Raw genomic sequence first — 23,188 nt, forward strand, 5'->3', positions numbered from 1 at the left:
CGACGACGCACCAGCCGCAATTGCGGTTCATCGCTGAAACAGCGGCGTTTCGCGTGGCGCCGCGCCGCCATTTGCGGGCCGGCGCGGGCCGTGCCACCATGCAGACACCGCCGCTCGCACGACTATCAAAACCACTGAGCATGAACCGCCCCGATCCTGACCAACTGCTCGACAAGCTGCAGCGCGACGAAGAAAAACGCCAGCGCGGCCGGCTGAAGGTTTTCTTCGGCGCGTCGGCCGGCGTCGGCAAGACCTATGCGATGCTGCAGGCCGCGAGCCGCCGCCAGCAAGAAGGGGTCGACGTGCTGGTCGGCATCGCCGAAACGCATGGACGCAGCGAAACCGCCGCGTTGCTCGCGGGGCTCGACGTGCTGCCGCTCGCGCAGATCGAGTATCGCGGCCGCAAGCTCGGCGAGTTCGATCTCGACGCCGCGCTTGCGCGCAAGCCGCAACTGATCCTCGTCGACGAACTCGCGCATTCGAACCTGCAGGGCGCGCGTCATCTGAAACGCTGGCAGGACGTCTACGAACTGCTCGACGCGGGCATCGACGTTTATACGACCGTCAACGTGCAGCATCTGGAGAGCCTGAACGACGTGGTCGGCCAGATCACCGGCATCCGGGTGTGGGAGACCGTGCCCGATCGCGTGTTCGATCATGCCGACGAAGTGACGCTCGTCGATCTGCCGGCCGAGGAACTGCTCGACCGCATGCGCGACGGCAAGGTCTACATGGCGCAGCAGGCCGAGCGCGCGGTGCGCAACTTCTTTCGCAAGGGCAACCTGATCGCGCTGCGCGAACTCGCGCTGCGCCGCACCGCCGATCGGGTCGACGCGCAGATGCGCGAGTACCGCGCCGATCGGTCGATCCAGCGTATCTGGCAGGCGCGCGAGCGGCTGCTGGTGTGCGTCGGTCCCGGTCCGGAGGCGCCGGCGCTGGTGCGCTCGGCGGCGCGCCTCGCCGCGAGCCTGAGGGCCGACTGGCTCGCGGTCTATGTCGAAACGCCCGCGTTGCAGCGCCTGCCCGACGCGCGCCGCGAACGCACGTTGAACGCGCTGAAGCTCGCCGCCGAACTCGGCGCGGAAACCGCGACGCTCGCCGCCAGCGATGCGCTCGACGCGTTGATCGGTTACGCGCAGGCGCGCAACGTATCGAAGCTGGTGGCGGGCGCATCGTCGCGCACGGGCGCGAGCCGCTGGCTGCGCCGGCCGCTGGGCGAGCGCATCGCCGAGAAGAGCGGCGATCTCGATCTCACGCTGATTCGCGTGTCGTCGGAGCGCGACGGCGGCGAGCAGCGGCGGCTGTTGAACACGACCGCGAACGCGTGGCGCGAGGCGTTGAGCGCGGCCCGCGAGCGTCGCTCGCCGCCGCGCGCGTACGCGTTCGCGCTCGCGATCGGCGCGGCGATCACGTTGCTGTCGAGCCGGTTGATCGTCCGCATCGATCTGACCAACCTCGTGATGCTGTATCTGCTCGGCGTGATCTTCACCGCGGTGAAGCTCGGGCGCGGGCCGGGTGTCGTGCTGTCGTTCGCGAGCGTCGCCGCGTTCGATTTCTTCTTCGTGCCGCCGCGCATGTCGCTGTCGGTCTCCGACACGCAATACCTGCTGACGTTCTTCGGCATGCTGCTGACCTCGCTCGTGATCAGCCATCTAACTTCGAGCCTGCGCCACGAGGCGAGCGTCGCGCGACGCCGCGAGCAGCGCACCGGCGCGATGTACGAGATGGCGCGCGAGCTCGCCGCGGCGCTCGCGACCGAGCAGATCGTCGGCATCGGCACCCGGCACGTGAGCGAGGTGTTCGGCGCGCGTGTGGCGATCCTGCTGCCCGACAGCGCCGACCAGATCAAACAGAAGATCGAGGACCCCGACGCGGCGATCACGCTCGAAGGCGACGCGCTCGATCTCGACGTCGGCCAATGGGTCTACGATCAGCAGAAGCCGGCCGGCCACGGCACCGATACGCTGCCGGCCGCCGCGGCGCTGTATCTGCCGCTGAAGGCGCCGATGCGCACGCGCGGCGTGCTCGCGGTGGTCGTGCGTGACGAGCGCGAGCTGACCGTGCCCGAACAGCGCCGCATGCTCGATGCGTTCGCCGCGCAGATCGCGCTCGCTCTCGAACGGGTGCACTACGTCGATATCGCGCGCGATGCGCTCGTCAACATGGAGTCGGAGCGGCTGCGCAATTCGCTGCTGTCGGCGATTTCGCACGATCTGCGCACGCCGCTGACGACGATCGTCGGGTTTTCGTCGATGCTCGCGCAGGGGCGGCAGGCGGGACAGGGGCGGACAGAAGGCGAGGTGAATGCTTCTTTGCGGACCGACGCGCAATCCGCCGCGCGGCGTGACGACGAACTCGTCGACGCAATCCACGAAGAAGCGCTGCGCATGACCGGCATCGTCACGAATCTGCTCGACATGGCGCGCTTGCAGGCCGGCAGCCTGCAACTGAACCAGCAATGGACGCTGCTCGAGGAGACCGTCGGCGCCGCGCTGCGCGCGTGCAAGCGTGTGCTCGCGGATCATCCGGTGCGGGTTACGCTGCCCGCCGATCTGCCGCTGCTGCATCTCGACGCGGTGTTGATGGAGCGCCTGTTCTCGAACTTGTTCGAGAACGCGGCCAAATACACGGCGTCCGGCACGCCGCTCGCGATCGGCGCGCAGCAGATCGACGCGGACGGCACGCCGTTCGTGCGCATCACGATCGACGACAACGGCCCCGGCCTGCCCGCCGGCATGGAAGCGCGCGTGTTCGAGAAGTTCACGCGCGGCGAGAAGGAGTCGGCGAAACCAGGCATCGGCCTTGGGCTCGCGATCTGCCGCGCGATCGTCGAGGCGCACGGCGGTACAATCGGCGCGCTCAACCGGATGGCCACGGATGGCCACGTCGAGGGCGCGCGCTTCTGGTTCACGCTGCCGGTCAAGACGCCGCCCGACGCACCCGAGACGTTTGATACGCTCGAAGACGAAGGCGCAGCCACCGACACCGCCACCGACCTCAACCCGCTCACCCGCCCCGCCCATGAGTGACCTGAGTATCACCGTCGTTCTGATCGAAGACGAGAAGCAGATTCGCCGCTTCGTGCGCACGGCGCTCGAAGGCGAGGGCATCGCCGTGTACGACGCCGAGACCGGCAAGCAGGGGCTCGTCGAAGCGGCGACGCGCAAGCCCGATCTCGTGATCGTCGATCTGGGCCTGCCCGACACCGACGGCCTCGACGTGATCCGCGAGCTGCGCGGCTGGAGCGAGCTGCCGGTGATCGTGCTGTCGGCGCGTACCCAGGAAAGCGAAAAGGTCGCCGCGCTCGACGCCGGCGCCGACGATTACCTGACCAAGCCGTTCGGCGTGTCCGAGTTGCTTGCGCGGATCCGCGCGCATCTGCGGCGGCGCAATCACGGCGGCGCGAACGAATCGCCGCAGGTGCGCTTCGGTGCGGTCACCGTCGACCTCGCGCTGCGCCAGGTTACGCGCGACGGCGCCGCGGTCCATCTGACGCCGATCGAATACCGGCTGCTCGCGACCCTCGTGCGCCATGCGGGCCGCGTGCTCACGCACCGGCAGTTGCTGCGCGACGTGTGGGGGCCGTCGCACGTCGAGAGTCACCACTATCTGCGCATCTACATGGCGCATCTGCGCGGCAAGCTCGAGCGCGATCCGGCGCAGCCGGAGCATATCGTCACGGAGACGGGCGTCGGGTACCGGCTGGTGGGTGCGGTGTGAGTTCGTCCGCGATGCCGCTTCGTTATAATCTCCCGACGTAAGGACGACCTTGCGCCTGCATCAATCATCGGGGACGGCCCCATTTTTCATGGAGCTGTGTCGATGTCCTGGTTTCTTCTCCTGATTGCCGGTCTGCTCGAAGTCGTGTGGGCGGCCGGTCTCAAAACTTCCGAAGGTTTCACCCGCTTGTGGCCGTCCGTCTTCACGGTCGTGACCGCGCTCGGCAGCTTCGTGCTGCTCGCGCTCGCGATGCGCCAGTTGCCGCTCGGCACAGCCTATGCTGTTTGGACAGGGATCGGCGCGGTCGGCGCGTTCATCTTCGGCGTCGTGATGATGGGCGAGGCGTTGACGGTCGCGCGCGTCGCCAGTGCGTCGCTGATCGTGATCGGCCTCGTCGGGCTGAAGCTGTCGTCGGGGCACTGACCGGGCGGCCACGTCCGCTCGGGGCGCGGCCGCCATTGCCTGCAAGCCACAGCGAAGGCTTCGCCGCTCTACGTTCTGCGAATTATCGTAGCTATAATGAGACAGAAACGACCTTGAGATTGCCCGCGGCCTGGCTGGCGCGGCCAGCTTGGCGAGCCTGATGGCTTCGGCGCGGAACGCCCGCTCGTTCCCGCCGCGGCGCCTGGCACGCACTGAGCGCGCGGAGGCGGCCATGCTTGAATCACTTTCACTTGCAGCGGGCCTTTCATGGGGCAGCGGTCTGCGCCTCTATCTGACGGTCCTCCTGGCCGGCGTGTTCGAACGTCTTGGCCTGATTCACTTGCCGAACACATTGTCCGCGCTGTCATCGCCATGGGTGATCGGTGCGGCGGCCGTGCTGACGCTGGCCGAATTCTTCGCCGACAAGATCCCCGCGTTCGATTCGCTGTGGGATGCGATCCACACCTTCATCCGCATTCCGGCCGGCGCCGTGCTGGCCGCCGGCGCGCTCGGCCACGCCGATCCGACGCTGCTGAGCGTTGCCGCGCTCGCGGGCGGCACGCTCGCCGGCACCGCGCATCTCGCGAAGGCGGGCACGCGCGCGCTGATCAACCTGTCGCCGGAGCCGGTGTCGAACGTCGTCACGTCGACCGCCGAGGACGGCCTCGTGGTCGGCGGCGTACTGCTTGCGCTGTTCGTGCCGCTCGTGTTTCTGGTCTTGATGGTAGGCTTCCTGCTGCTCGCGGCGTGGGCATTGCCGCGATTGTGGCGTGGCGTGCAGGGCGGTTTTCGCGGCATGGCCACGCACATGGTGTCGCGATTTGCGAGGAGCAGGCACGATTGAGCGAAGCACTACCAGGATCCAAGGCGGGTTCAAGAACGCGCGCCGACACGAGACCGGCGCGGCGGCTTGGCGGCATCGATCTATTGCGCCAGGCCATGCGGATGACGGCGCGCGACTGGCGCGCGGGCGAACTGACGATGTTGCTGCTCGCGCTCGTGCTGGCGGTCGCGGCGTTGTCGAGCGTCGGGTTTCTGGGCGATCGGCTGCATCAGGGGCTCGAGCGCGATGCGCGGCGCATGATCGCCGCCGACTTCATCGTGCGTGCCGATCATCCGGTCGATCCGCAATTCGCCGCCGAGGCGCACGCCCTGGGCCTGCGCACCGCCACCACGGCGATCTTTCCCAGCATGATCAATTCGACCGGCGCGCAGCCGGCGACGCGGCTCGCCGCCGTCAAGGCGGTGTCGCCCGGCTATCCGTTGCGCGGCGCATTGCGCATCGCGGCGGCGCCGGGTGCGGCCGATCATCCGGCGACGTCGATTCCGGCGCCGGGCACCGTGTGGGTCGACCGGCAGTTGCTCGACGCGCTGAAGCTGAAGATCGGCGATGCGGTGAAGCTCGGCAATCGCAACTTCACGGTCGGCGCGCTGATCACGCGCGAGCTCGATCGCGGCTTCTCGTTCGTCAACTTTTCGCCGCGCCTGATGCTGAATGCCGCTGACGTACCGTCGACGGGCCTGATCACCTATGGCAGCCGCGTCACGTACCGGCTGCTGGTCGCCGGTTCAGACGAGGCGGTCGCGCGCTTCGCGAAGTTTGCGCATGAGCGCGTCGACGGCGGCAAGATGCGCGGCGTCGCACTCGAGTCGCTGCAGGACGGCCAGCCGCAGGTGCGTCAGACGCTCGATCGCGCGGGCCATTTCCTGACGCTCGTGTCGCTGTTGACCGCGCTGCTCGCGGCCGTCGCGATCGCGATGGCCGCGCACCGCTATATGCGCCGGCATCTCGACGGCTGCGCGGCGATGCGCTGTCTCGGCGTGAGCCAGGCCGCGCTGCGTGCGCTGTTCGCGCTCGAATTCGTCGGGCTGGGCGTACTCGGCGGCGTGCTCGGCGTGGCGCTCGGATATCTCGGGCATCTCGCGCTGCTGACGTGGCTCGGCGGCCTGATCGACGTGGTGCTGCCGCAGCCGACGCTGTGGCCCGCGCTCGAAGGCATCGCGGCCGGCCTCGTGCTGCTGCTCGGCTTCGCGCTGCCGCCGCTGTTGCCGCTCACGCGCGTGCCGCCGGTGCGCGTGCTGCGGCGTGAATGGGGCGAGGAGGGACGCACTGCGTGGGCCGCCTACGCGGTCGGCATCGTGCTGTTCGCAGGGCTGCTGATACTCGCCGCGGGGGAATTGAAGCTCGGGGGCATCGTCGCGGGTGGATTCGCGGGCGGGCTGCTGGTGTTCGCCGGCATCGCGCGGCTCGCGTTGTGGGGCGCGGCGCGCGTGGTGCGCAGCGAGCGCGTCAATGCGGGCGTCGGCTGGCGCTATGCGCTGGCGTCGCTCGAGCGGCGCAGCAGTACCAGCACGCTGCAGATCACCGCGCTCGGCATCGGCCTGATGTGCCTGCTGCTGATCGCGATGACGCGCAACGACCTCGTGCAGGGCTGGCGCAAATCAACCCCGCCCGATGCGCCCAACGAGTTCATCATCGACATCCAGCCCGATCAGCGCGACGCGGTCACGCAGTATCTGGACGCGCACGGCATCGCCGGCGCGGCGCTGTCGCCAATGGTGCGCGGGCGGCTCGTCGCGATCAACGGTAAGGCGGTCGATCCGGATTCGTTCAAGGGCGAGGATGCGCGGCGACTGGTCGACCGCGAGTTCAACCTGTCCTACACGACGCAACTGCCCGACGACAACCGGATCGCCGCGGGAACCTGGTTCGGCGAGACGACGAAGCCGCAGATCTCGATCGAGCGGGGTCTCGCGAAGCTGATCAACGTGAAGCCCGGCGACGTGCTGCGCTTCGACGTGACGGGGCTGACTGTCGAGGCGCCGGTGACGAGCGTGCGCAAGCTCGACTGGGGTTCTTTCAAGGTCAACTTCTTCGTGCTGATGCCGCCGGCTTCGTTACAGGATTTTCCGGCGACGTTCATCACGAGCTTCCATCTGCCGGTGGACAAACAGTCGACGATCGATGGCCTGATCGCCGCGTATCCCAATCTGACCGCGATCGATACCGGCCCGATCCTCGCGCAGGTGCAGCGCGTGTTGCAGCAGGTGATCGGCGCGGTGCAGTTCCTGTTCGCCTTTACGCTCGCGGCCGGCGTGCTGGTGCTATACGCGGCGCTCGCCGGCACGCGCGACGAGCGTATGCGAGAATCCGCGCTGCTGCGTGCGCTGGGCGCATCGCATCGTCAGGTGCGGTCGGTGCAGGTGTCCGAATTCGTCGCGGTCGGCGCGCTTGCCGGCCTGATGGCGGCGCTCGGCGCGCAGATCGTCGGCTCAATGCTGGCCACGCACGTGTTCGAGTTTTATCTGGACTTCGATCCGTGGCTGCTGCCGGCGGGCATTGCGGCCGGCATCGCGTGTGCCGGTGTCGGCGGGTGGTTGAGTTTGCGGCATGTGTTGGCGCGGCCAGCGCTGCAGTCGCTGCGCGACGCGTGAGTTTTCCTGGTGATGTCTTTTTGCTGTTGAGCAGGGTATGAGCGATTTGAACGACGAAGTGTCCTCGGACAAGCCGACGGCCTTCGAACTGTTGGGCGGCGAGACGCGCGTGCGCGACCTGGTCGACCGGTTTTACGACCTGATGGATCTCGAGGCGGATTTCGCCGGGATTCGCGCGCTGCATCCGGCGTCGCTCGAGGGTTCGCGCGACAAGCTATTCTGGTTTTTGTGCGGCTGGCTCGGCGGTCCCGATCATTACATCGGCCGCTTTGGCCATCCCCGTCTGCGCGCGCGGCACCTGCCGTTCGCGATCGCGTCGAGCGAGCGTGACCAGTGGTTGAGGTGCATGGCATGGGCGATGGAGGATGTCGGCTTGCCGGAACCGCTGCGCGAGCGCCTGCTCGGCTCGTTCTTCGAAACCGCCGACTGGATGCGCAACCGCAATGGCTGACACGCCGCCGCACGCCACCTCGGCACCGTACTCGGTCGAAGCCGACTATGCAGCGCTTGCGCCGCGGGCGCGCGAGGTTCTCGACTGCTGGTTCGGCGCGCCGGGCACGCCGGAGCGCGGCACGGAGCGCAAGTTCTGGTTCAAGCGCGATGACGCCGTCGATACGATGCTGCGCGAACGTTTCGGTAACCTGATCGATGCAGCGAACGCGGGTGAGCTCGACGCATGGCAGAGCACGCCGTTGGGTGCGTTGGCGCTCGTCATCGTGCTGGACCAGTTTTCCCGCAACTGCCATCGCAATACGCCGCGCGCCTTCGCGACCGACGGCAAGGCGCTGCAAACCGCGCAACGGATCATCGCGAGCGGCGCCGATCGGCTGTTGCCGGACGTGCAGCATCGCGCGTTCGCGTATCTGCCGTTCGAGCACGATGAAACGCTCGCGAGCCAGCAGGAGTCGCTGCGTCTGTTCAAACAGCTTGCGGCGGAGCCGGGCGGTGACGGCTACTATCAGTACGCGCTGCGCCACGCAAAAGCGATCGAACGATTTGGCCGCTTTCCACATCGCAACGGGTTGCTCGGACGTGAATCGAGCGACGAGGAGATCGCGTTCCTGCGCGAACCCGGTTCGTCGTTCTGAATCGACGCGGACGCGCGCGCGAGGCACTCGGCCGGCGCGACGCGTTGCGCGGCTCTATTCGTCGCCGTGCAGCTTGCCCGCCATCGGCGTGCGCACGAAGACGCGCAACAGCTCATCCGAATCGCCCGGTCGCGCACCGGACCAGAACAGCCGCCATTCGCCGGCCGGCGGCCGCGCGTTGTCGCGGCGGCTTTCCTCGATCAGCCAGGTGCAGGCGGTCGTGCGCGGATCTTCGCTCGGCTGATGCACGATGCCCGTGTAGTAGAAGAGCATCGGCGCTTCGGATTCGCCGAGTCCGGAGCTTGCCATGCAGTCGCCGTCGTTCCATTCGATATCCATCTTCGCGCCGAGGTCCCGGAACACCGAGCGGTAGCTTTTCGCGTAGTCGAGCCACGGCAGCAACAGCGTGCTGACGAGCCCCCAGACGAGCATCGCGCCCGCGCACCAGCTGAGCGCGCCGCGCCATTTGCCCGCGTACTTGAACGACGGCAGCAGCCACAGCCAGCCGATCGTCAGCAGCAGCGCGCCGACGATCAGCGCGGGCGAAATCGGCAGCACCCAGTCGAGCGGCAGCCAGCGGCCGAGCAGATGCAGCGACGCATGCGTGCTCGCGGGGGTCGTCATGATCGACCAGACGATCCACACGAGCGCGGCCGCGCTGCCGAACAGCACTCGGCTAGTCATATCCCAGCCGGTATGCAGGTGCGCCGGCAAACGTTCGACGCCCTGCATCGCGACCAGCGCGAGCGGCGCGATGAACGGCAGGATGTATAGCTCGCGAACCGTCGCCGAGCTTTGCAGCACCGCGAAACCGATACCCGCGAACAGCACCGGCAACGCGACGCGCGGATCGCGCCAGCGCCGCCATGCGCCACCGGCGAGCGCGGCCAGCGCGAGCGGTACGACCGGAAAGCCGACGCTCAGCACGGTGCGCAGTACGAACAGGTGGCTCTCGTTTTCGGAGCCGAGCTCGGCGACCGAAAAACCGAAGAAACGCCCGACGTTGTTATCCCACAGCCACACCTTGAAGAGTGCCTCTGAGCGCAGGTAGAAGCAGATCGGCCAGATCAGCGCGAACGGCGCGCAGACGAGCGCGGCGAGGCCGAGCGCGCCGGCGAAGCCGCGGCTGCGGCATGCGGGATAGAGCAGCAGCGCCGCGCAGGTGGTGGCGCCGAACACGAGCGGTACGAACAGCCCCTTGGCGAGCAGCGACACGCCGACGCCCGCGCCGAACATCGTCGCGCCGCTGATGATCGCGTGACGCCGCTCGCGGGCATCGAGCGGTTTGATCTGCCGGGTGGCTTGCGAGTGCATCGGTAAATACGACGCGGCGCGCGGGTCGTCACACAGATGCACGAGTACGAGTTCGAACAGTCCGCAAAAGCCGAGCGCGGCGCCGGCCATCAGCGCGACGTCGGTCATCATGTCGTGCACGTGCTTGACGACGACGAGCGTGCCGCCGAACAGCGCGAGCGTGCCGATCACGCGCAGGTCGAACCAGCTCGACGCAGCGACCGCGCGACGCGCGACGCGCGCGGTGTAATACACCGTCAGGCCCGCGAACAGCGCGCTCGCGAGCCGTGCCGCATCGTGCAGCGGCAGATAGCGGCCGAACATCCACGCGAGGCCCGTGGCGACCCAATCGTAGATCGGCGGCTTTTCGACGAAGGGCTGGCCGGCATTGGTCGGCACGACGAGGTCGCCGGTATCGAGCATGTGCTGGACGATGCCGAATGTGTAGGTTTCGTCCTGCTTCCACGGTTCGTGGCCGAGAATGCCGGGGGCGAGCCACGCGCACAGGATCGCCAGCGCGACGAGCCACAGCAGCGGGCGGATTGCCGCGAGCGCGCGCCAACGCTGCAGGCCGCGCGTTGCGCGGTCGGCAGAAACGGCGGAGCCCGATGGATGGGCGGTGTCGGCGCTGTATGTCGCTGCGGCCGAAGCCGCGGGGTCCCCGGCCGCCGGCTGGCTCTGCGCGCCGGCAAACGGGTGCGCGGTGCTGGCGGAAAGCGAAGCCTCGTGCGCGCCACCTGCTGGAGCGGCCGAGGTCGGGGCCGTCGCGTTGGCACTGTGCGCGCGCCAGCGCGTGGACTGCTTGTGTTGCATGGAAGTCTCTGGTCAGCGTACGCGGCGGCGTTGGCCTCGTACTTATGCTTTGCTTACGTCGCCTGCAGATGCATACGATCTGGTCAATTGTAGCGCCGCATTATTACTGAAGATTACACACGAACGAACGCGCGCGCATTCGATGCGCGGCTGTGCCGGTTTCATGAGAAATCGACCAGGGTTCGTGGGGAAAGAGGAGAGGGGGGAGCGGGCTGGAAAGGCGCGGCCGTAGTGGCCCGCGCCAGGTGTTTAAGGCTTGCGCCGCGTTGCGTGCGGCGTTCGCTCAGCGGCCGCCGGCGACGTCGAACAGCGCGCCCGTCACGTACGACGACGCGTCGCTGAGCAGCCACACGATGGCCTCGGCGACTTCGTCGGCGCGGCCGGGGCGGCCGAGCGGCGTGGTCGCGCCCAGTTGCGCGGCGCGCTCGGGCTTGCCGCCGCTCGCATGGATCTCGGTGTCGATCAGGCCCGGACGCACCGCGTTCACGCGCACGCCCTGCGGGCCGAGTTCTTTCGCGAGGCCGAGCGTCATCGTGTCGATTGCGCCTTTCGACCCCGCATAGTCGACGTATTCGTTCGGCGAACCGAGCCGCGCCGCCGCCGACGAAACATTGACGATCGCGCCGCCCGCGCCGCCGCGCTGGGTCGACATGCGCCGTGCCGCTTCCCGTGCGCACAGATAGGCGCCGAGCACGTTGACGTCGAACATGCGTTTCAGACGCGCAAAGTCCATATCGGCGAGCTGGCTCGACGGCGCGACGATGCCCGCGTTGTTGACGAGCGCATCGATGCGGCCGAAGGATTGCTGCAGCGTATCGAACATGCCGGTCACGTCGGCTTCGTTCGCGACATCGCCGGCGATCGGCAGCGCGCGGCCGCCCGCGTGTTCGACCTCTGCGACCGTCTGCTGCGCGGCGGCGAGGTCACGCACGTAGTTCACGCCGACGCACCAGCCGCGCGCGCCAAGCAGACGCGCGGTGGCACGGCCAATGCCGCGGCTGCCGCCGGTGATCAGAACAGCTTTCGTCATCGCAACCTCGTCGTTGGGGTGGTGCGTGCGCGGCGCGCTTCGCTCGGGTTCGGCGGACCCGGGATTCAGATCGCGTCGCTTTGGACCGCCGCCCATTTGTCGCGCGCGGGCGGCGCGTAGCGTTGCAGCTTGCCGATCAACGCGAGCGGATCGGCGTCGATCTGCAGCATGTCGAGATAGGTCTTGCGCATGAAGCCTTCGTCGACCGTGTGCTGAAGCAGGTCGATCAGCGGCGCGTAGAAGCCGTCGGTGTTCAGGAGTGCAACCGGTTTGCCGTGGTAGCCGAGCTGCGCCCACGTGAAGACCTCGAACAGCTCCTCGAGCGTGCCCGCGCCGCCGGGCATCGCGACGAACGCATCGGACAGCTCGGCCATCATCTTCTTGCGATGATGCATGTCGGGCACCACGTGCAGTTCGGTCAGGCCGTTATGCCCCACTTCCTTGCTGACGAGCAGCTCGGGAATCACGCCGATCGCGCGGCCGCCTTCGGCCATCACGGTATCGGCGATCACGCCCATCAGCCCCACCTTGCCGCCGCCATAGACGAGCGCGAGATCGGCCTCGACCAGCGCACGGCCGAACGCGCGCGCCGCCTGCGCATACAACGGTTTGGCTCCCATCGAGGAGCCGCAATAGACACACACCGACTTCATGCTCAACTGTCCTTCGATTCGTTGCGAGGCGCGGCGCCTTCACGCGGCGGCAGGTAGTCGTAGAACTCGCGCTTGGGCAGCCTGCCCGATACGAGATCGTCGAACAGCTGCCGCGAGCGGCCGCGCAGGTAGGGCGCCATCAGCGAGACGATCTGCACGCTGACCTGATGCAGCTCTTCGCGGATCGCTTCCTGCTCGTTGTATTTGCGCGGATTCATCACGAACTGATATGACAGCCAGTACGTGCCGATCACGCCGACGTTGGTCGCGATCACCTGCATTTCCTGCGGTGTCGCGACCATTTCGCCGTCGGCGACGAGCTGTTCGCAGAACTGGCTCGCGAAGCGCACCTTATGGCTGATGATCTGCTTGAAGTGCGTCTCGAGCGTGCGGTTGCGCGCAAGCAGGTCGTTCAGGTCGCGGTACAGGAAGCGGTAGCGCCACGTGAAATCGACCATGTACTGCAGATACGACCACATCTCGTCGATGGTCGCGCGATGGTCGTCGGGGAAACGCAGACGCTTCTCGATCTCCTGCTCGAACTGGCTGAAGATGCTGTTGATGATGTCGTCTTTGTTGCGGAAGTGGTAGTACAGGTTGCCTGGGCTGATTTCCATTTCCTCGGCGATCGTCGTCGTCGTGACGTTCGGCTCGCCGATTTCGTTGAACAGCTTCAACGACAGTTCGAGAATCCGTTCGCGCGTGCGGCGGGGAGGTTTGGCTTCCATGTCGTCCGGCCCTGGTTATGCCGGGCTGGGCGCGTGGCGGCGTGCCGCTGCTGCGTGTTCCACCCGGATGCGGTTGGTATATTGAGCTCTCCCGAACCCGCCGACACGCGGCGGGCCCCCCGAAAGGGCAGGATGAGGCGAGGCGCGGATCCGTTTGCGCGAGCGCTTTCCTGTGAGACCGTCAAACGATTATAAACCGAGCGTTCTAATCCCCAACCGCCTGCGCGGATTTTCATCCTGTGGGGCGTGGCGAAGCGTGCGCTTCAACCCGCATCGAACCTCAAAGCCACGCGCGAACCCAGCCGACGACCAGCGGCCCGACGATGACTCCCCACGTCATCACACACATGCCGAGCGCGACCATCACGGCCGCACTGCCGAGATCCTTCGCGCGGCGCGACAACTCGTGACGTTCGAGCGAGATCCGGTCGATTGCCGCTTCGACGCTCGAATTGAGCAGCTCGACGATCAGCACGAGCAGTACCGAGCCGAGCAGCAACACGCGCGAAACGGGATCGACGGGCACCACGAGGCCGCACGGAATCAGGATCGCGGCCAACGTGAGTTCCTGACGAAACGCGCTTTCCTCGCGAATCGCAACGCGAAAACCGGCCAGCGAGTTTTTCATCGCGTGCCATGCGCGCGTGAGGCCGCGGTTGCCTTTGTAGGGGTTGAAGGGCAGCGGGGCGAGCGGGTCGTCGGGGCTGAGCGGTTCGTTGGGGGCGTCGTGGCTTGAGTCGCGAGTCGTGTCCTGGGTGGCGTCAGGTTGCACGCCACCCGCGACGCTGGCGCCGCCGGTCATGGTCCTCGCGCCGTTCACCCGATGCACGGTATCCGCATGCCCGGTCATACCCGGCTCGCGTACGTCGTCGAACGGTTCGATGCTGGTGGTGTCGCGGGTAGACTCGACGGCGCGCAGTGCGCCGTTCGACGCGCCTTCGGCGCTGGATCGACTGCTTCGCATGGATGGCTCCGCGCGCCGCATCACGCAGCGGCGCTTTCCTCACGATACGCTGTGTCGCGCAGCGGCTTCAGATGCGCGGCGAATTGTGCGGACGCCGCTGCCCACGAGAAGCGCTCGGCCCATGCGCGCGCATGCGACCGATCGATCTTCAGTGCCTCCAGACACGCTTCGCGCAGATCCTCGTGCATTGCACCGGCGCCGCCGTCGCCGAGCACGTCGATCGGGCCGGTGACCGGATAAGCGGCCACCGGCGTGCCGCATGCGAGCGCTTCGAGCAGCACGAGTCCGAACGTGTCGGTGCGGCTCGGAAACACGAAGACGTCGGCGGCCGCGTAGACCTTCGCGAGTTCGGCCTGCGACAGCACGCCCAGATAGTTGACCTGCGGATAGCGCGACTTCAGTTCGGCGAGCGCCGGACCTTCGCCCGCGACCCACTTCGAGCCGGGCAGGTCGAGCTGCAAGAATGCCTCGACGTTCTTCTCGACCGCCACGCGTCCCACGTACAGGAAGATCGGCCGCGCGGTGTTGAGCACCTTCGAGTCAATCGGACGGAAGATTTCGAGATCGACGCCGCGCGTCCACAGCACGACGTTCGTGAAGCCGAACTTCTCGAGGTCCTGCTTGACGACGGGGGTCGGCGCCATTACCGCGAGCGACGGCTTGTGGAACCAGTGCAGAAACCTGTAGGTCGCCGCGAGCGGGATGCGAAAGCGCGCCTGCACGTACTCGGGAAAGCGCGTGTGATACGCGGTCGTGAACGGCAGCTTGTGGTCGAGCGCATACGCGCGCGCGGCCATGCCCAGCGGACCTTCGGTCGCGATGTGCAACGCGTCGGGCGCGAAACGGCCGATGCGCTCGCGCAGCCGGCGGCGCGGCAGCAACGACAGGCGTATCTCCGGGTAAGTCGGGCACGGGATGGTGCGGAATTCGAGCGGAGTCAGCAGATCGACCTGATGGCCGAGCGCGGTAAGTTCGCGCCGGGTGTTCTTCAGCGTGCGTACGACACCGTTGACCTGCGGCTCCCATGCGTCGGTGACGATCATGATCTTCATCGCGTTGTTCATCGCTGCGGGCCCTGTGGAAGTGGAGAGTGGAAGTGCTCAGGCAGTGGCGCGGGCTTTTTGCGTGCCCGCCTGGGGCGCGCGCAGCGCAGTCCAGAAGATCACCTTGAGCTCGCCTTCATAAGTCTCGACGAGCGCCGACAGGCTCTCGACCCAATCGCCATCGTTGCAATAGAGCACGCCATCGATCTCGCGCATCTCGGCCTTGTGGATGTGGCCGCAGACGACGCCGTCGCAGCCGCGGCGACGCGCTTCGTCGGTCATTACGCGTTCGAACGACGAGATGAAGTTGACCGCGTTCTTGACCTGATGCTTCAGGTATTGCGACAGCGACCAGTACGGAAATCCGAGCTTGCTGCGAATGCGGTTGAACCAGCGGTTCAGCACGAGGATCATCGTGTACAGCGTGTCGCCGAGATAGGCGAGCCATTTCGCGTGCTGGATCACGCCGTCGAACAGATCGCCGTGCACGATCCACAGTCGCTTGCCGGCGAGCGTCGTGTGGAACGCTTCGCCGCGTACGTGGATGTCGCCGAACGCGAGGTCGCAGAACTGGCGCGCGGCTTCGTCGTGATTGCCGGGCACGTAGATGACCTGAGTGCCTTTGCGCGCTTTGCGCAGCACTTTCTGCACGACGTCGTTGTGCGCCTGCGGCCAGTACCAGCCTTTCTTCAACTGCCAGCCGTCGATGATGTCGCCGACGAGGTACAGGTACTCCGATTCGTTGTGGCGCAGGAAGTCGAGCAGATATCCCGCCTGGCAGCCGCTCGAGCCGAGATGGATATCCGAGAGCCAGATCGTGCGATAGCGATGCGGATCGTCGTGGCCGTCATCGGGATGATCGGCGCGGGCATCGAGTGATGGCGTCGCGGGCAGCGGTAGGCCGTGTTGAGTAGAACCCGGAGCGGGCCGGAACGCGACGGGGTCGACGCTCGGTCCGGTTTGACGAAACAGGGAAGTCGCGGACGTATTGGGGTCCATGGCTCACGCGTCGAGTGGCGGTGCCCGTATTGGGCCGGGTGCGCGTGACTGCGGCGTGACAGTCATGAGAAGTTCTTATTACGGAGGGGCCTTGGCGGGGCCTGTTTTTTCGTTGTTCTGGCTTTGTTGGCCTTTCCTTGTTGTCTTATCGGTCTATTAGCGTTGCCCCTGTGCGGGGCGGCACCTACTTTCTTTGCTGCTGCAAAGAAAGTAGGCAAAGAAGACAGCTCAAACCGCAAACTTTTAAGCGGGTCCCCTTGCTTGGAGGGGGTAGTGGTGCATCTGGAATCCGGGCCCCCGCACATTCCCCCGTTCGTGACAAAGCCATCATCCCTCCCGCTCCGCACTGCGTGCGTCGCGGACGGGTCTGCCAGGGAAACCAATGGTTTTGCCCGCTCAGCGGGGACCCTCGGCTGCGCCTCGGCGACGCGCCGAAACGACCAGTGGTTTTTGAGCGGGGATTCGGCGCGCGTAGCGCCGCCGGAAGAATGACTGCCTTGTCACTAGCGCGGAATGTGCGGGAGCACGGATTCCAGATGCACCACTACCTCACGCGGACCGAGGGACCCGCTTAAGAGTTGGCGGTTTGAGCTGTCTTCTTTGCCTACTTTCTTTGCAGCAGCAAAGAAAGTAGGTGCCGCCCCGCACAGGGGCAACGCTAATAGACCGATAAGTCAGCAAGGAAAGGCCAACACCGCACGAACAAAGGCAAAAAAGGCCTCCCCCGCCCAAGGAGAGCAACGCATTCGGCCCATCCCCACGCGCGCTAGCGCCCAACCGCTACCACCCGCGTCCCCGCGAACCGATCATGCAAAAACTGCCGCTGCGGATCAAAACGCCCACTCGCGGCCCACACCACGAACCAGACGCCCGCAATAACAAGCGTCTGCGGCACCCGCAACCCAAGAAGTGGATGCAACGCCAGCGGCGGCAAAAACCACAACCAGGCGAACACATACCGCGCAACCGCCCGCCCAACCGAAACCGGCGCGCCATCAGCGCCAACAACCCGTAATCGCCAGGTTTTCATCGGCAGCGTCTGGCCGCCGTGCGTCCAGAACCAGACGAAGTACACGCCAACCACGAGGCCGATCCAGCCGGCGAGCAGGTTGTGATGCGCGAGCCCGTTACGCTGCTGCGTCAGCGTGCTGAACAGATAGCCGGCGACAAACACGACGCCGAACAGAATGACCGCTTCGTAGAGCAATGCGGCGAGCCGTCGCCGGACGGTGGGCGCCCTGCCGCCGGGTGCGGCGGCAGGCAGGGTGGGGGTGGCGAGCGGCTGGGACACGTAATGGGTTCGGGGTCGGAATCAGGAGCCGTGGAAGATTGCCGGCGCTTCGGCAGGCGACACGGGCACCGGCGTCGCCGGTACGAAGCTGCCCGCCGCCGGAATCGCAGGCGTTGCCGGCAGCGAGGCCGCGGCCGGCGCGGAGGCAGCCGGCGCGGCGCTCGCCGCCGCGGCAGCACTGGCGCCGTGCTCGCGCGCATTCACGAACCGGTCGATGCCCTTGATCTCGTTGCGAGCCGATGGCGGCGCGCTGACGACGCTGGGGCGACGTTTGTGTTCGCTCGCGGCGAGCCGCTCCTTCGTTTCTTCGGGCAGTTGTTGGTACGCTTTCCACGCCTTCTGGCGCGCTTCGCGCGGCAACTCCTTCGAAACCTGGTAGTTTTCGCGCGCGACGCGGCGCTGATCGGGCGTCATGCGCACCCATTCACTCATGCGCTCTTGCAGACGCTTTTGCGCATCCGGCGACATCTTTGCGTATCGCGACGCAATCTTGATCCACTTTCGCTTGCGTTCGTCGCTAAACGAATCCCATTGCGATGCGAATGGGGCCAGCGCGGCGTGGTCGGCGGCGCTCAGGCGTGACCACGCGAGGGGGCTATTGCTGCCCGGCAGGCTGGGCAATTCGACGGAAAGTGCGGGGGCGGGCGCGGGCGCGGCGACGTTGACGCCGGGCGACGGATTGCCCGCCGACGATGGGCTCGGGTGAAAGCGCGGATAGGTCGCGACAAACGACACCAGGGCCGCGATCGTGCATCCGAAAACAACGGCCAGGCCGCGCTTGTAACTCACCCGAGGAACCTCCCGCTCAGTGGGCGCGTGAAAGATACGCGTTGAAGCCGTGGTCGAGATAGGCATTGAGCGGCAGGTCGTCGCTTAGCATGGCGGCATCGATATCGGCAAGTTCGGCGGTGCGCTGGTGATCTTCCCAGTAGGCGATGCCGATCAGGCTCACGACCAGCGCGGCCAGCGGCCACGCGAGCGCGAAGCGGCGCAGAGGCCAGCGGCGGCGCGGCTCGAAGCCTCCCTGCGGTAGCCCCGCTATCCCGGCCGGCATGCCGGCGAACGCAGGCACGAACACCGGCGCGCTGACGGCTTCGGGCTTTTTGCGCGCCAACGCGGCACGACGTGCGGCAGCGAGCCGGTCGACGGTGGCGGGAGGGAGGCTGGCGGTGTTTTCGTCAAGCGCGCGGCGCAGTTGACGCGCAAACTCGAGTTCTGTGTTTTCAAGGGAGCTCATAGCGTGATTCCTTTCGCCTTGAGCGCTTGCGCCAGCGTGTGAGTGGCCCGGGAGCAGTGCGTTTTCACGCTGCCTTCGGAGCAGCCCATTGCGGCGGCAGTCTCGGCGACATCCATATCCTCCCAATAACGCATGAGAAACGCCTCCCGTTGACGCGCCGGTAATTTCTGGATCTCGTTGTCGATCGACTGCAGGACCTGCTCTCGTTCGAGCTTCTGTTCGTTGCTCTCGGCGCCAGCCGAACCCGCCTCGGCCTCGAAGGTTTCCAGCGGATCGAACTCGTCGTCGTCGGCATTGCCGAGCGACGAGAATAGACTAACCCAAGTGTTGCGTACTTTGGCACGGCGGAAGTAGTCGTGCGTCGCATTCTGCAGAATACGCTGAAACAGCAGCGGTAGCTCGGCCGCCGGACGGTCGCCGTATTTCTCGGCGAGCTTGATCATCGCGTCTTGCACGATGTCGAGGGACGCATCGTCGTCCCGCACGGCGTAGACCGTCTGCTTGAATGCGCGCCTTTCGACGCCCGCCAGAAAATCGGCGAGTTCCTTGTCTGATGCCATCCGGTTGGGGTCGGCGCAGCAAGCGTGCGCGTAATCGGTCGAAAAATGTCGTAAAACTCGCGGATGCTAACAAACTTTTGCTCCGATAGGGGTGAAACGTGCTCAAGCTTGCATTTACATGACGGTCGTCATTCCGTCCGATCGCGCGCTCCTACGCGCGAGCCAATGGCAATATTTTCTTGACCGCGAGCGCGTCAGAAGCTATCGTCGCTGGTTCGCAACATAAGTGAGTTGTCTCAATTGAGGTGTGGCCCAAGAAGCCCGCCTGTCAACTGGACGCGCCGCTTGAACCCGAGCCACAAGCCCGGCAGAGAGCACCCGATCAATTTTTTGCCGAAAATTCGAAAGGTGAATCAATGAATATGCCCAGCGCGGAATTCTCCACGTCGGATACGACCCCCCCACACGAAGCAGACTCTATCGGCGCCACCGTGCTCATGAAGGCACTGGCCGACGAAGACGTCGAGTTCATCTGGGGCTATCCCGGCGGCTCGGTACTCTACATTTACGACGAGCTGTACAAGCAGGACAAGTTCCAGCATGTGCTCGTGCGCCACGAGCAGGCCGCCGTGCATGCCGCGGACGCCTACGCGCGCTCCACCGGCAAGGTCGGCGTGTGTCTCGTGACCTCCGGCCCCGGCGTCACCAACGCGGTGACCGGCATCGCGACCGCCTATATGGATTCGATCCCGTTGGTCGTGATCAGCGGCCAGGTGCCGACTGCCGCGATCGGTCAGGATGCATTCCAGGAATGCGACACGGTCGGCATCACGCGTCCGTGCGTGAAGCACAACTTCCTCGTGAAGGACGTGCGCGATCTCGCCGCCACCGTCAAGAAAGCTTTCTACATCGCCCGTACCGGCCGTCCCGGCCCAGTGCTGATCGACATTCCGAAGGACGTGTCGAAGACGCCGTGCCAATACGAGCCGATCAAGAGCGTTTCGCTGCGCTCATACAACCCGGTCACGAAGGGCCACTCCGGTCAGATCCGCAAGGCGGTGTCGCTGCTGCTGTCGGCGAAGCGTCCGTATATCTACACCGGCGGCGGCATCGTGCTCGCGGATGCGTCGCGTGAATTGAACCAGTTCGCCGATCTGCTCGGCTATCCGGTCACCAATACGCTAATGGGTCTGGGCGGCTACCGCTCGAGCGACAAGAAATTCCTCGGCATGCTCGGCATGCACGGCACGTACGAAGCCAATATGGCGATGCAGCACTGCGACGTGCTGATCGCGATCGGCGCGCGCTTCGACGACCGCGTGATCGGCGATCCGAACCACTTCGCGTCGCGGCCGCGCAAGATCATCCATATCGACATCGATCCCTCTTCCATTTCCAAGCGCGTCAAGGTCGACATTCCGATCGTCGGCGACGTGAAGGAAGTGCTGAAGGAACTGATCGAGCAGTTGCAGACGGCCGAGCATGGCCCCGACGCCGCGGCGCTCGCCGACTGGTGGAAGGACATCGACGGCTGGCGCGCGAAAGATTGCCTGAAGTTCGACCGCAAGAGCGACATCATCAAGCCGCAGTACGTGGTCGAAAAGGCGTGGGAGCTGACCGACGGCAACGCGTTCGTGTGCTCCGACGTGGGCCAGCACCAGATGTGGGCCGCGCAGTTCTACAAGTTCAACAAGCCGCGTCGCTGGATCAATTCCGGTGGCCTCGGCACGATGGGCTTCGGCTTACCGGCCGCGATGGGCGTGAAGATGGCCCATCCGGACGACGACGTGCTGTGCATCACGGGCGAAGGCTCGATCCAGATGTGCATCCAGGAGCTGTCGACCTGCAAGCAGTACGACCTGCCGATCAAGATTATTTCGCTGAATAACCGCTATCTGGGCATGGTGCGCCAGTGGCAGCAGATCGAATACAGCAAACGCTATTCGCATTCGTACATGGATGCGCTGCCGGACTTCGTGAAGCTCGCCGAAGCGTACGGACACGTGGGCATGCGCATCGAGCGCACGGCCGATGTGGAACCGGCGCTGAAGGAAGCGCTGCGCCTGAAGGATCGCACGGTGTTTCTCGACTTCCAGACCGATCCGACCGAAAACGTCTGGCCGATGGTTCAGGCCGGCAAGGGCATCACCGAGATGCTCATGGGTTCGGAAGATCTTTAAACGACGGGGCGTCTGGATAACTCCAGCGCCGGCTTCGTGATGCGCGCCTTCAAAAAAGGCGAGGGCAGACGAAGCGGCGCCGCTCCGCTCGCAGACATCGACACATCATCTGGAAGAAGCGAAACATGAGACACATCATTTCCGTCCTGCTGGAAAACGAACCAGGCGCGCTGTCGCGCGTGGTGGGTCTGTTCTCCGCACGCGGCTACAACATTGAAACCTTGACGGTGGCTCCGACCGAAGACCGTTCGCTGTCGCGCATGACCATCGTCTCCGTTGGCTCGGACGACGTGATCGAACAGATCACGAAGCATCTGAACCGCCTGATCGAGGTGGTGAAAGTGGTCGACCTTACCGAGGGCGCCCACATCGAACGCGAGCTGATGCTGATCAAGGTGAGGGCGGTCGGCAAGGAACGTGAGGAGATGAAGCGGATGGCGGACATTTTCCGCGGCCGCATCATCGACGTCACCGAAAAGACCTACACGATCGAATTGACGGGGGCGAGCGACAAGCTCGACGCCTTCATCGAGGGGCTCGATTCCACGGCGATTCTCGAGACGGTCCGCACGGGCAGCTCGGGCATCGGTCGAGGCGAGCGCATTCTGAAGGTCTGACGTCGCGTTTCGCAAGGCCGGGCAACGCGGTATCGCCCGGCTGGCAATAACAACATTCGCAGTACCCGAATTTCTCTGAATCATCGAATCTAGCCAAGGAACCGACATGAAAGTTTTCTACGACAAGGACGCCGATCTCTCCCTCATCAAGGGCAAGCAGGTCACCATCATCGGCTATGGCTCGCAAGGCCATGCGCACGCGCTGAACCTGAAGGAAAGCGGCGTGAACATCACGGTCGGTCTGCGCAAGGGCGGCGCATCGTGGAGCAAGGCTGAAAACGCCGGCCTGCAAGTCAAGGAAGTCGCGGAAGCGGTGAAGGGCGCGGACGTCGTCATGATGCTGCTGCCGGACGAGCAGATCGCCGACGTGTACGCGAAGGAAGTCCACGCGAACATCAAGCAGGGCGCAGCGCTCGCGTTCGCGCACGGCTTCAACGTTCACTACGGCCAGGTGATCCCGCGTGCCGACCTCGACGTCATCATGATCGCGCCGAAGGCGCCGGGCCACACGGTTCGCGGCACCTACTCCCAAGGTGGCGGCGTGCCGCACCTGATCGCGGTTGCGCAGGACAAGTCGGGCGCGGCGCGCGACATCGCGCTGTCGTACGCAGCGGCTAACGGCGGCGGCCGGGCCGGCATCATCGAAACGAACTTCCGCGAAGAAACCGAAACCGACCTGTTCGGCGAGCAGGCCGTGCTGTGCGGCGGTACCGTCGACCTGATCAAGGCCGGCTTCGAAACGCTGGTCGAAGCGGGTTACGCGCCGGAAATGGCGTACTTCGAGTGCCTGCACGAACTGAAGCTGATCGTCGACCTGATCTACGAAGGCGGCATCGCGAACATGAACTACTCGATCTCGAACAACGCCGAGTACGGCGAGTACGTGACGGGTCCGCGCATCGTGACCGCTGAAACGAAGAAGGCGATGAAGGCCGTGCTGACCGACATCCAGACCGGCGAATACGCGAAGAGCTTCATCATCGAGAACAAGGCTGGCGCACCGACGCTGCAATCGCGCCGCCGTCTGACGGCCGAGCACCAGATCGAGCAGGTTGGCTCGAAGCTGCGCGCGATGATGCCGTGGATCGCGAAGAACAAGCTCGTCGACCAGTCGAAGAACTAAGCGTCTCGACGTAACGAGGTCCGGCGCGGCGCTTCGGTGCGGCGGCCGGAC

The 23,188-nt window shown here is 65.6% G+C and carries 21 protein-coding genes; 10 read left to right on the plus strand and 11 right to left on the minus strand.

The genetic code is table 11. The annotated features are described in order from the left end of the window. Positions 1-140: 140 nt before the first annotated feature. The 7 genes from OKW27_RS33875 (at position 141) to OKW27_RS33905 (ending at position 8,666) form a co-directional block, all read left to right on the plus strand. Entirely contained in the window at positions 141-3,029 is a 2,889-nt protein-coding gene (locus tag OKW27_RS33875; RefSeq protein WP_429336024.1) for a DUF4118 domain-containing protein, read from the plus strand. Continuing rightward, on the plus strand, positions 3,022-3,720 hold the full coding sequence (kdpE, locus tag OKW27_RS33880) for a two-component system response regulator KdpE (protein WP_176109149.1): 699 nt from the start codon (positions 3,022-3,024) through the stop codon (positions 3,718-3,720). The genes OKW27_RS33875 and kdpE overlap by 8 nt, the downstream gene beginning before the upstream one ends. 102 nt (positions 3,721-3,822) lie before the next feature. Next, positions 3,823-4,143 carry a quaternary ammonium compound efflux SMR transporter SugE gene (gene sugE / locus OKW27_RS33885; RefSeq protein WP_429336025.1) on the plus strand — a complete coding sequence of 107 codons (321 nt, stop codon included), beginning with the start codon at positions 3,823-3,825 and terminating at the stop codon, positions 4,141-4,143. Between the two features lie 232 nt (positions 4,144-4,375). Beyond that, a complete protein-coding gene (locus OKW27_RS33890; protein WP_429336026.1) occupies positions 4,376-4,987 on the plus strand; it encodes a DUF4126 domain-containing protein in 612 nt (203 codons plus the stop codon). Positions 4,988-5,088: 101 nt separating this feature from the next. Continuing rightward, positions 5,089-7,578, plus strand: coding sequence for an ABC transporter permease (locus OKW27_RS33895; RefSeq protein WP_429336619.1), 2,490 nt, complete (start codon positions 5,089-5,091; stop codon positions 7,576-7,578). Between the two features lie 37 nt (positions 7,579-7,615). Further along, positions 7,616-8,029, plus strand: coding sequence for a group II truncated hemoglobin (locus OKW27_RS33900; RefSeq protein ID WP_429336027.1), 414 nt, complete (start codon positions 7,616-7,618; stop codon positions 8,027-8,029). Further along, entirely contained in the window at positions 8,022-8,666 is a 645-nt protein-coding gene (locus OKW27_RS33905; RefSeq protein ID WP_187617966.1) for a DUF924 family protein, read from the plus strand. Before OKW27_RS33900 ends, OKW27_RS33905 begins: the two co-directional genes overlap by 8 nt. Before the next feature lie 54 nt (positions 8,667-8,720). Here the strand turns inward: OKW27_RS33905 and OKW27_RS33910 are convergent, their stop codons facing one another. The 11 genes from OKW27_RS33910 to OKW27_RS33960 form a co-directional block, all read right to left on the minus strand. Then, positions 8,721-10,772, minus strand: a complete 2,052-nt coding sequence (locus tag OKW27_RS33910; protein WP_429336028.1) for an ArnT family glycosyltransferase — start codon at positions 10,770-10,772, stop codon at positions 8,721-8,723. A gap of 283 nt (positions 10,773-11,055) precedes the next feature. Continuing rightward, entirely contained in the window at positions 11,056-11,802 is a 747-nt protein-coding gene (locus OKW27_RS33915) for an SDR family oxidoreductase (protein WP_429336029.1), read from the minus strand. Positions 11,803-11,867: 65 nt separating this feature from the next. Continuing rightward, entirely contained in the window at positions 11,868-12,455 is a 588-nt protein-coding gene (locus tag OKW27_RS33920; RefSeq protein WP_026225698.1) for a TIGR00730 family Rossman fold protein, read from the minus strand. A 2-nt stretch (positions 12,456-12,457) separates the two neighbouring features. Further along, positions 12,458-13,183 carry a TetR/AcrR family transcriptional regulator gene (locus OKW27_RS33925; protein WP_090803741.1) on the minus strand — a complete coding sequence of 242 codons (726 nt, stop codon included), beginning with the start codon at positions 13,181-13,183 and terminating at the stop codon, positions 12,458-12,460. Between the two features lie 280 nt (positions 13,184-13,463). After that, on the minus strand, positions 13,464-14,147 hold the full coding sequence (locus OKW27_RS33930) for a diacylglycerol kinase (RefSeq protein WP_090805653.1): 684 nt from the start codon (positions 14,145-14,147) through the stop codon (positions 13,464-13,466). Between the two features lie 20 nt (positions 14,148-14,167). Beyond that, positions 14,168-15,199: a glycosyltransferase family 4 protein gene (locus tag OKW27_RS33935; protein ID WP_090805654.1), complete on the minus strand. Its 1,032-nt coding sequence runs from the start codon at positions 15,197-15,199 to the stop codon at positions 14,168-14,170. Positions 15,200-15,247: 48 nt separating this feature from the next. Continuing rightward, positions 15,248-16,189, minus strand: a complete 942-nt coding sequence (locus OKW27_RS33940; protein WP_090803742.1) for a UDP-2,3-diacylglucosamine diphosphatase — start codon at positions 16,187-16,189, stop codon at positions 15,248-15,250. A gap of 766 nt (positions 16,190-16,955) precedes the next feature. Next, a complete protein-coding gene (locus OKW27_RS33945) occupies positions 16,956-17,480 on the minus strand; it encodes an RDD family protein (protein WP_429336030.1) in 525 nt (174 codons plus the stop codon). A gap of 21 nt (positions 17,481-17,501) precedes the next feature. After that, on the minus strand, positions 17,502-18,269 hold the full coding sequence (locus OKW27_RS33950) for a DUF3106 domain-containing protein (RefSeq protein ID WP_090803745.1): 768 nt from the start codon (positions 18,267-18,269) through the stop codon (positions 17,502-17,504). 16 nt (positions 18,270-18,285) lie between these two features. Continuing rightward, positions 18,286-18,717, minus strand: a complete 432-nt coding sequence (locus tag OKW27_RS33955) for a DUF3619 family protein (protein WP_429336031.1) — start codon at positions 18,715-18,717, stop codon at positions 18,286-18,288. Continuing rightward, entirely contained in the window at positions 18,714-19,277 is a 564-nt protein-coding gene (locus OKW27_RS33960) for an RNA polymerase sigma factor (protein WP_090803748.1), read from the minus strand. The genes OKW27_RS33955 and OKW27_RS33960 overlap by 4 nt, the downstream gene beginning before the upstream one ends. A 356-nt stretch (positions 19,278-19,633) precedes the next feature. On the opposite strand from OKW27_RS33960, the gene OKW27_RS33965 reads away from it, so the two are divergent. The 3 genes from OKW27_RS33965 (at position 19,634) to ilvC (ending at position 23,137) form a co-directional block, all read left to right on the plus strand. Beyond that, a complete protein-coding gene (locus OKW27_RS33965; protein ID WP_429336032.1) occupies positions 19,634-21,397 on the plus strand; it encodes an acetolactate synthase 3 catalytic subunit in 1,764 nt (587 codons plus the stop codon). A gap of 125 nt (positions 21,398-21,522) precedes the next feature. Continuing rightward, positions 21,523-22,014 (plus strand): acetolactate synthase small subunit, encoded by a 492-nt coding sequence (gene ilvN / locus OKW27_RS33970; protein WP_018420000.1) that lies wholly within the window; start codon positions 21,523-21,525, stop codon positions 22,012-22,014. A 106-nt stretch (positions 22,015-22,120) separates the two neighbouring features. Then, complete coding sequence (ilvC, locus tag OKW27_RS33975) at positions 22,121-23,137, plus strand: ketol-acid reductoisomerase (protein WP_008920617.1); 1,017 nt, start codon at positions 22,121-22,123, stop codon at positions 23,135-23,137. Positions 23,138-23,188 lie beyond the last annotated feature (51 nt).

The sequence above is a fragment of the Paraburkholderia sp. 35.1 genome, from assembly GCF_050436525.1.
In the GTDB taxonomy this organism is placed as follows: Bacteria; Pseudomonadota; Gammaproteobacteria; order Burkholderiales; family Burkholderiaceae; genus Paraburkholderia; species Paraburkholderia tuberum.

What these genes read in the sequence shown, in the direction of transcription:
- kdpE (WP_176109149.1), top strand. Translation starts at nt 3,022, where the DNA reads ATGAGTGACCTGAGTATCACCGTCGTTCTGATCGAAGACGAGAAGCAG.
- OKW27_RS33960 (WP_090803748.1), bottom strand. Translation starts at nt 19,277, where the DNA reads ATGGCATCAGACAAGGAACTCGCCGATTTTCTGGCGGGCGTCGAAAGG.
- OKW27_RS33900 (WP_429336027.1), top strand. Translation starts at nt 7,616, where the DNA reads ATGAGCGATTTGAACGACGAAGTGTCCTCGGACAAGCCGACGGCCTTC.
- OKW27_RS33910 (WP_429336028.1), bottom strand. Translation starts at nt 10,772, where the DNA reads ATGCAACACAAGCAGTCCACGCGCTGGCGCGCGCACAGTGCCAACGCG.
- OKW27_RS33915 (WP_429336029.1), bottom strand. Translation starts at nt 11,802, where the DNA reads ATGACGAAAGCTGTTCTGATCACCGGCGGCAGCCGCGGCATTGGCCGT.
- sugE (WP_429336025.1), top strand. Translation starts at nt 3,823, where the DNA reads ATGTCCTGGTTTCTTCTCCTGATTGCCGGTCTGCTCGAAGTCGTGTGG.
- OKW27_RS33925 (WP_090803741.1), bottom strand. Translation starts at nt 13,183, where the DNA reads ATGGAAGCCAAACCTCCCCGCCGCACGCGCGAACGGATTCTCGAACTG.
- OKW27_RS33930 (WP_090805653.1), bottom strand. Translation starts at nt 14,147, where the DNA reads ATGCGAAGCAGTCGATCCAGCGCCGAAGGCGCGTCGAACGGCGCACTG.
- OKW27_RS33940 (WP_090803742.1), bottom strand. Translation starts at nt 16,189, where the DNA reads ATGGACCCCAATACGTCCGCGACTTCCCTGTTTCGTCAAACCGGACCG.
- OKW27_RS33905 (WP_187617966.1), top strand. Translation starts at nt 8,022, where the DNA reads ATGGCTGACACGCCGCCGCACGCCACCTCGGCACCGTACTCGGTCGAA.
- OKW27_RS33875 (WP_429336024.1), top strand. Translation starts at nt 141, where the DNA reads ATGAACCGCCCCGATCCTGACCAACTGCTCGACAAGCTGCAGCGCGAC.
- ilvC (WP_008920617.1), top strand. Translation starts at nt 22,121, where the DNA reads ATGAAAGTTTTCTACGACAAGGACGCCGATCTCTCCCTCATCAAGGGC.
- OKW27_RS33920 (WP_026225698.1), bottom strand. Translation starts at nt 12,455, where the DNA reads ATGAAGTCGGTGTGTGTCTATTGCGGCTCCTCGATGGGAGCCAAACCG.
- ilvN (WP_018420000.1), top strand. Translation starts at nt 21,523, where the DNA reads ATGAGACACATCATTTCCGTCCTGCTGGAAAACGAACCAGGCGCGCTG.
- OKW27_RS33895 (WP_429336619.1), top strand. Translation starts at nt 5,089, where the DNA reads ATGACGGCGCGCGACTGGCGCGCGGGCGAACTGACGATGTTGCTGCTC.
- OKW27_RS33935 (WP_090805654.1), bottom strand. Translation starts at nt 15,199, where the DNA reads ATGAAGATCATGATCGTCACCGACGCATGGGAGCCGCAGGTCAACGGT.
- OKW27_RS33890 (WP_429336026.1), top strand. Translation starts at nt 4,376, where the DNA reads ATGCTTGAATCACTTTCACTTGCAGCGGGCCTTTCATGGGGCAGCGGT.
- OKW27_RS33965 (WP_429336032.1), top strand. Translation starts at nt 19,634, where the DNA reads ATGAATATGCCCAGCGCGGAATTCTCCACGTCGGATACGACCCCCCCA.
- OKW27_RS33955 (WP_429336031.1), bottom strand. Translation starts at nt 18,717, where the DNA reads ATGAGCTCCCTTGAAAACACAGAACTCGAGTTTGCGCGTCAACTGCGC.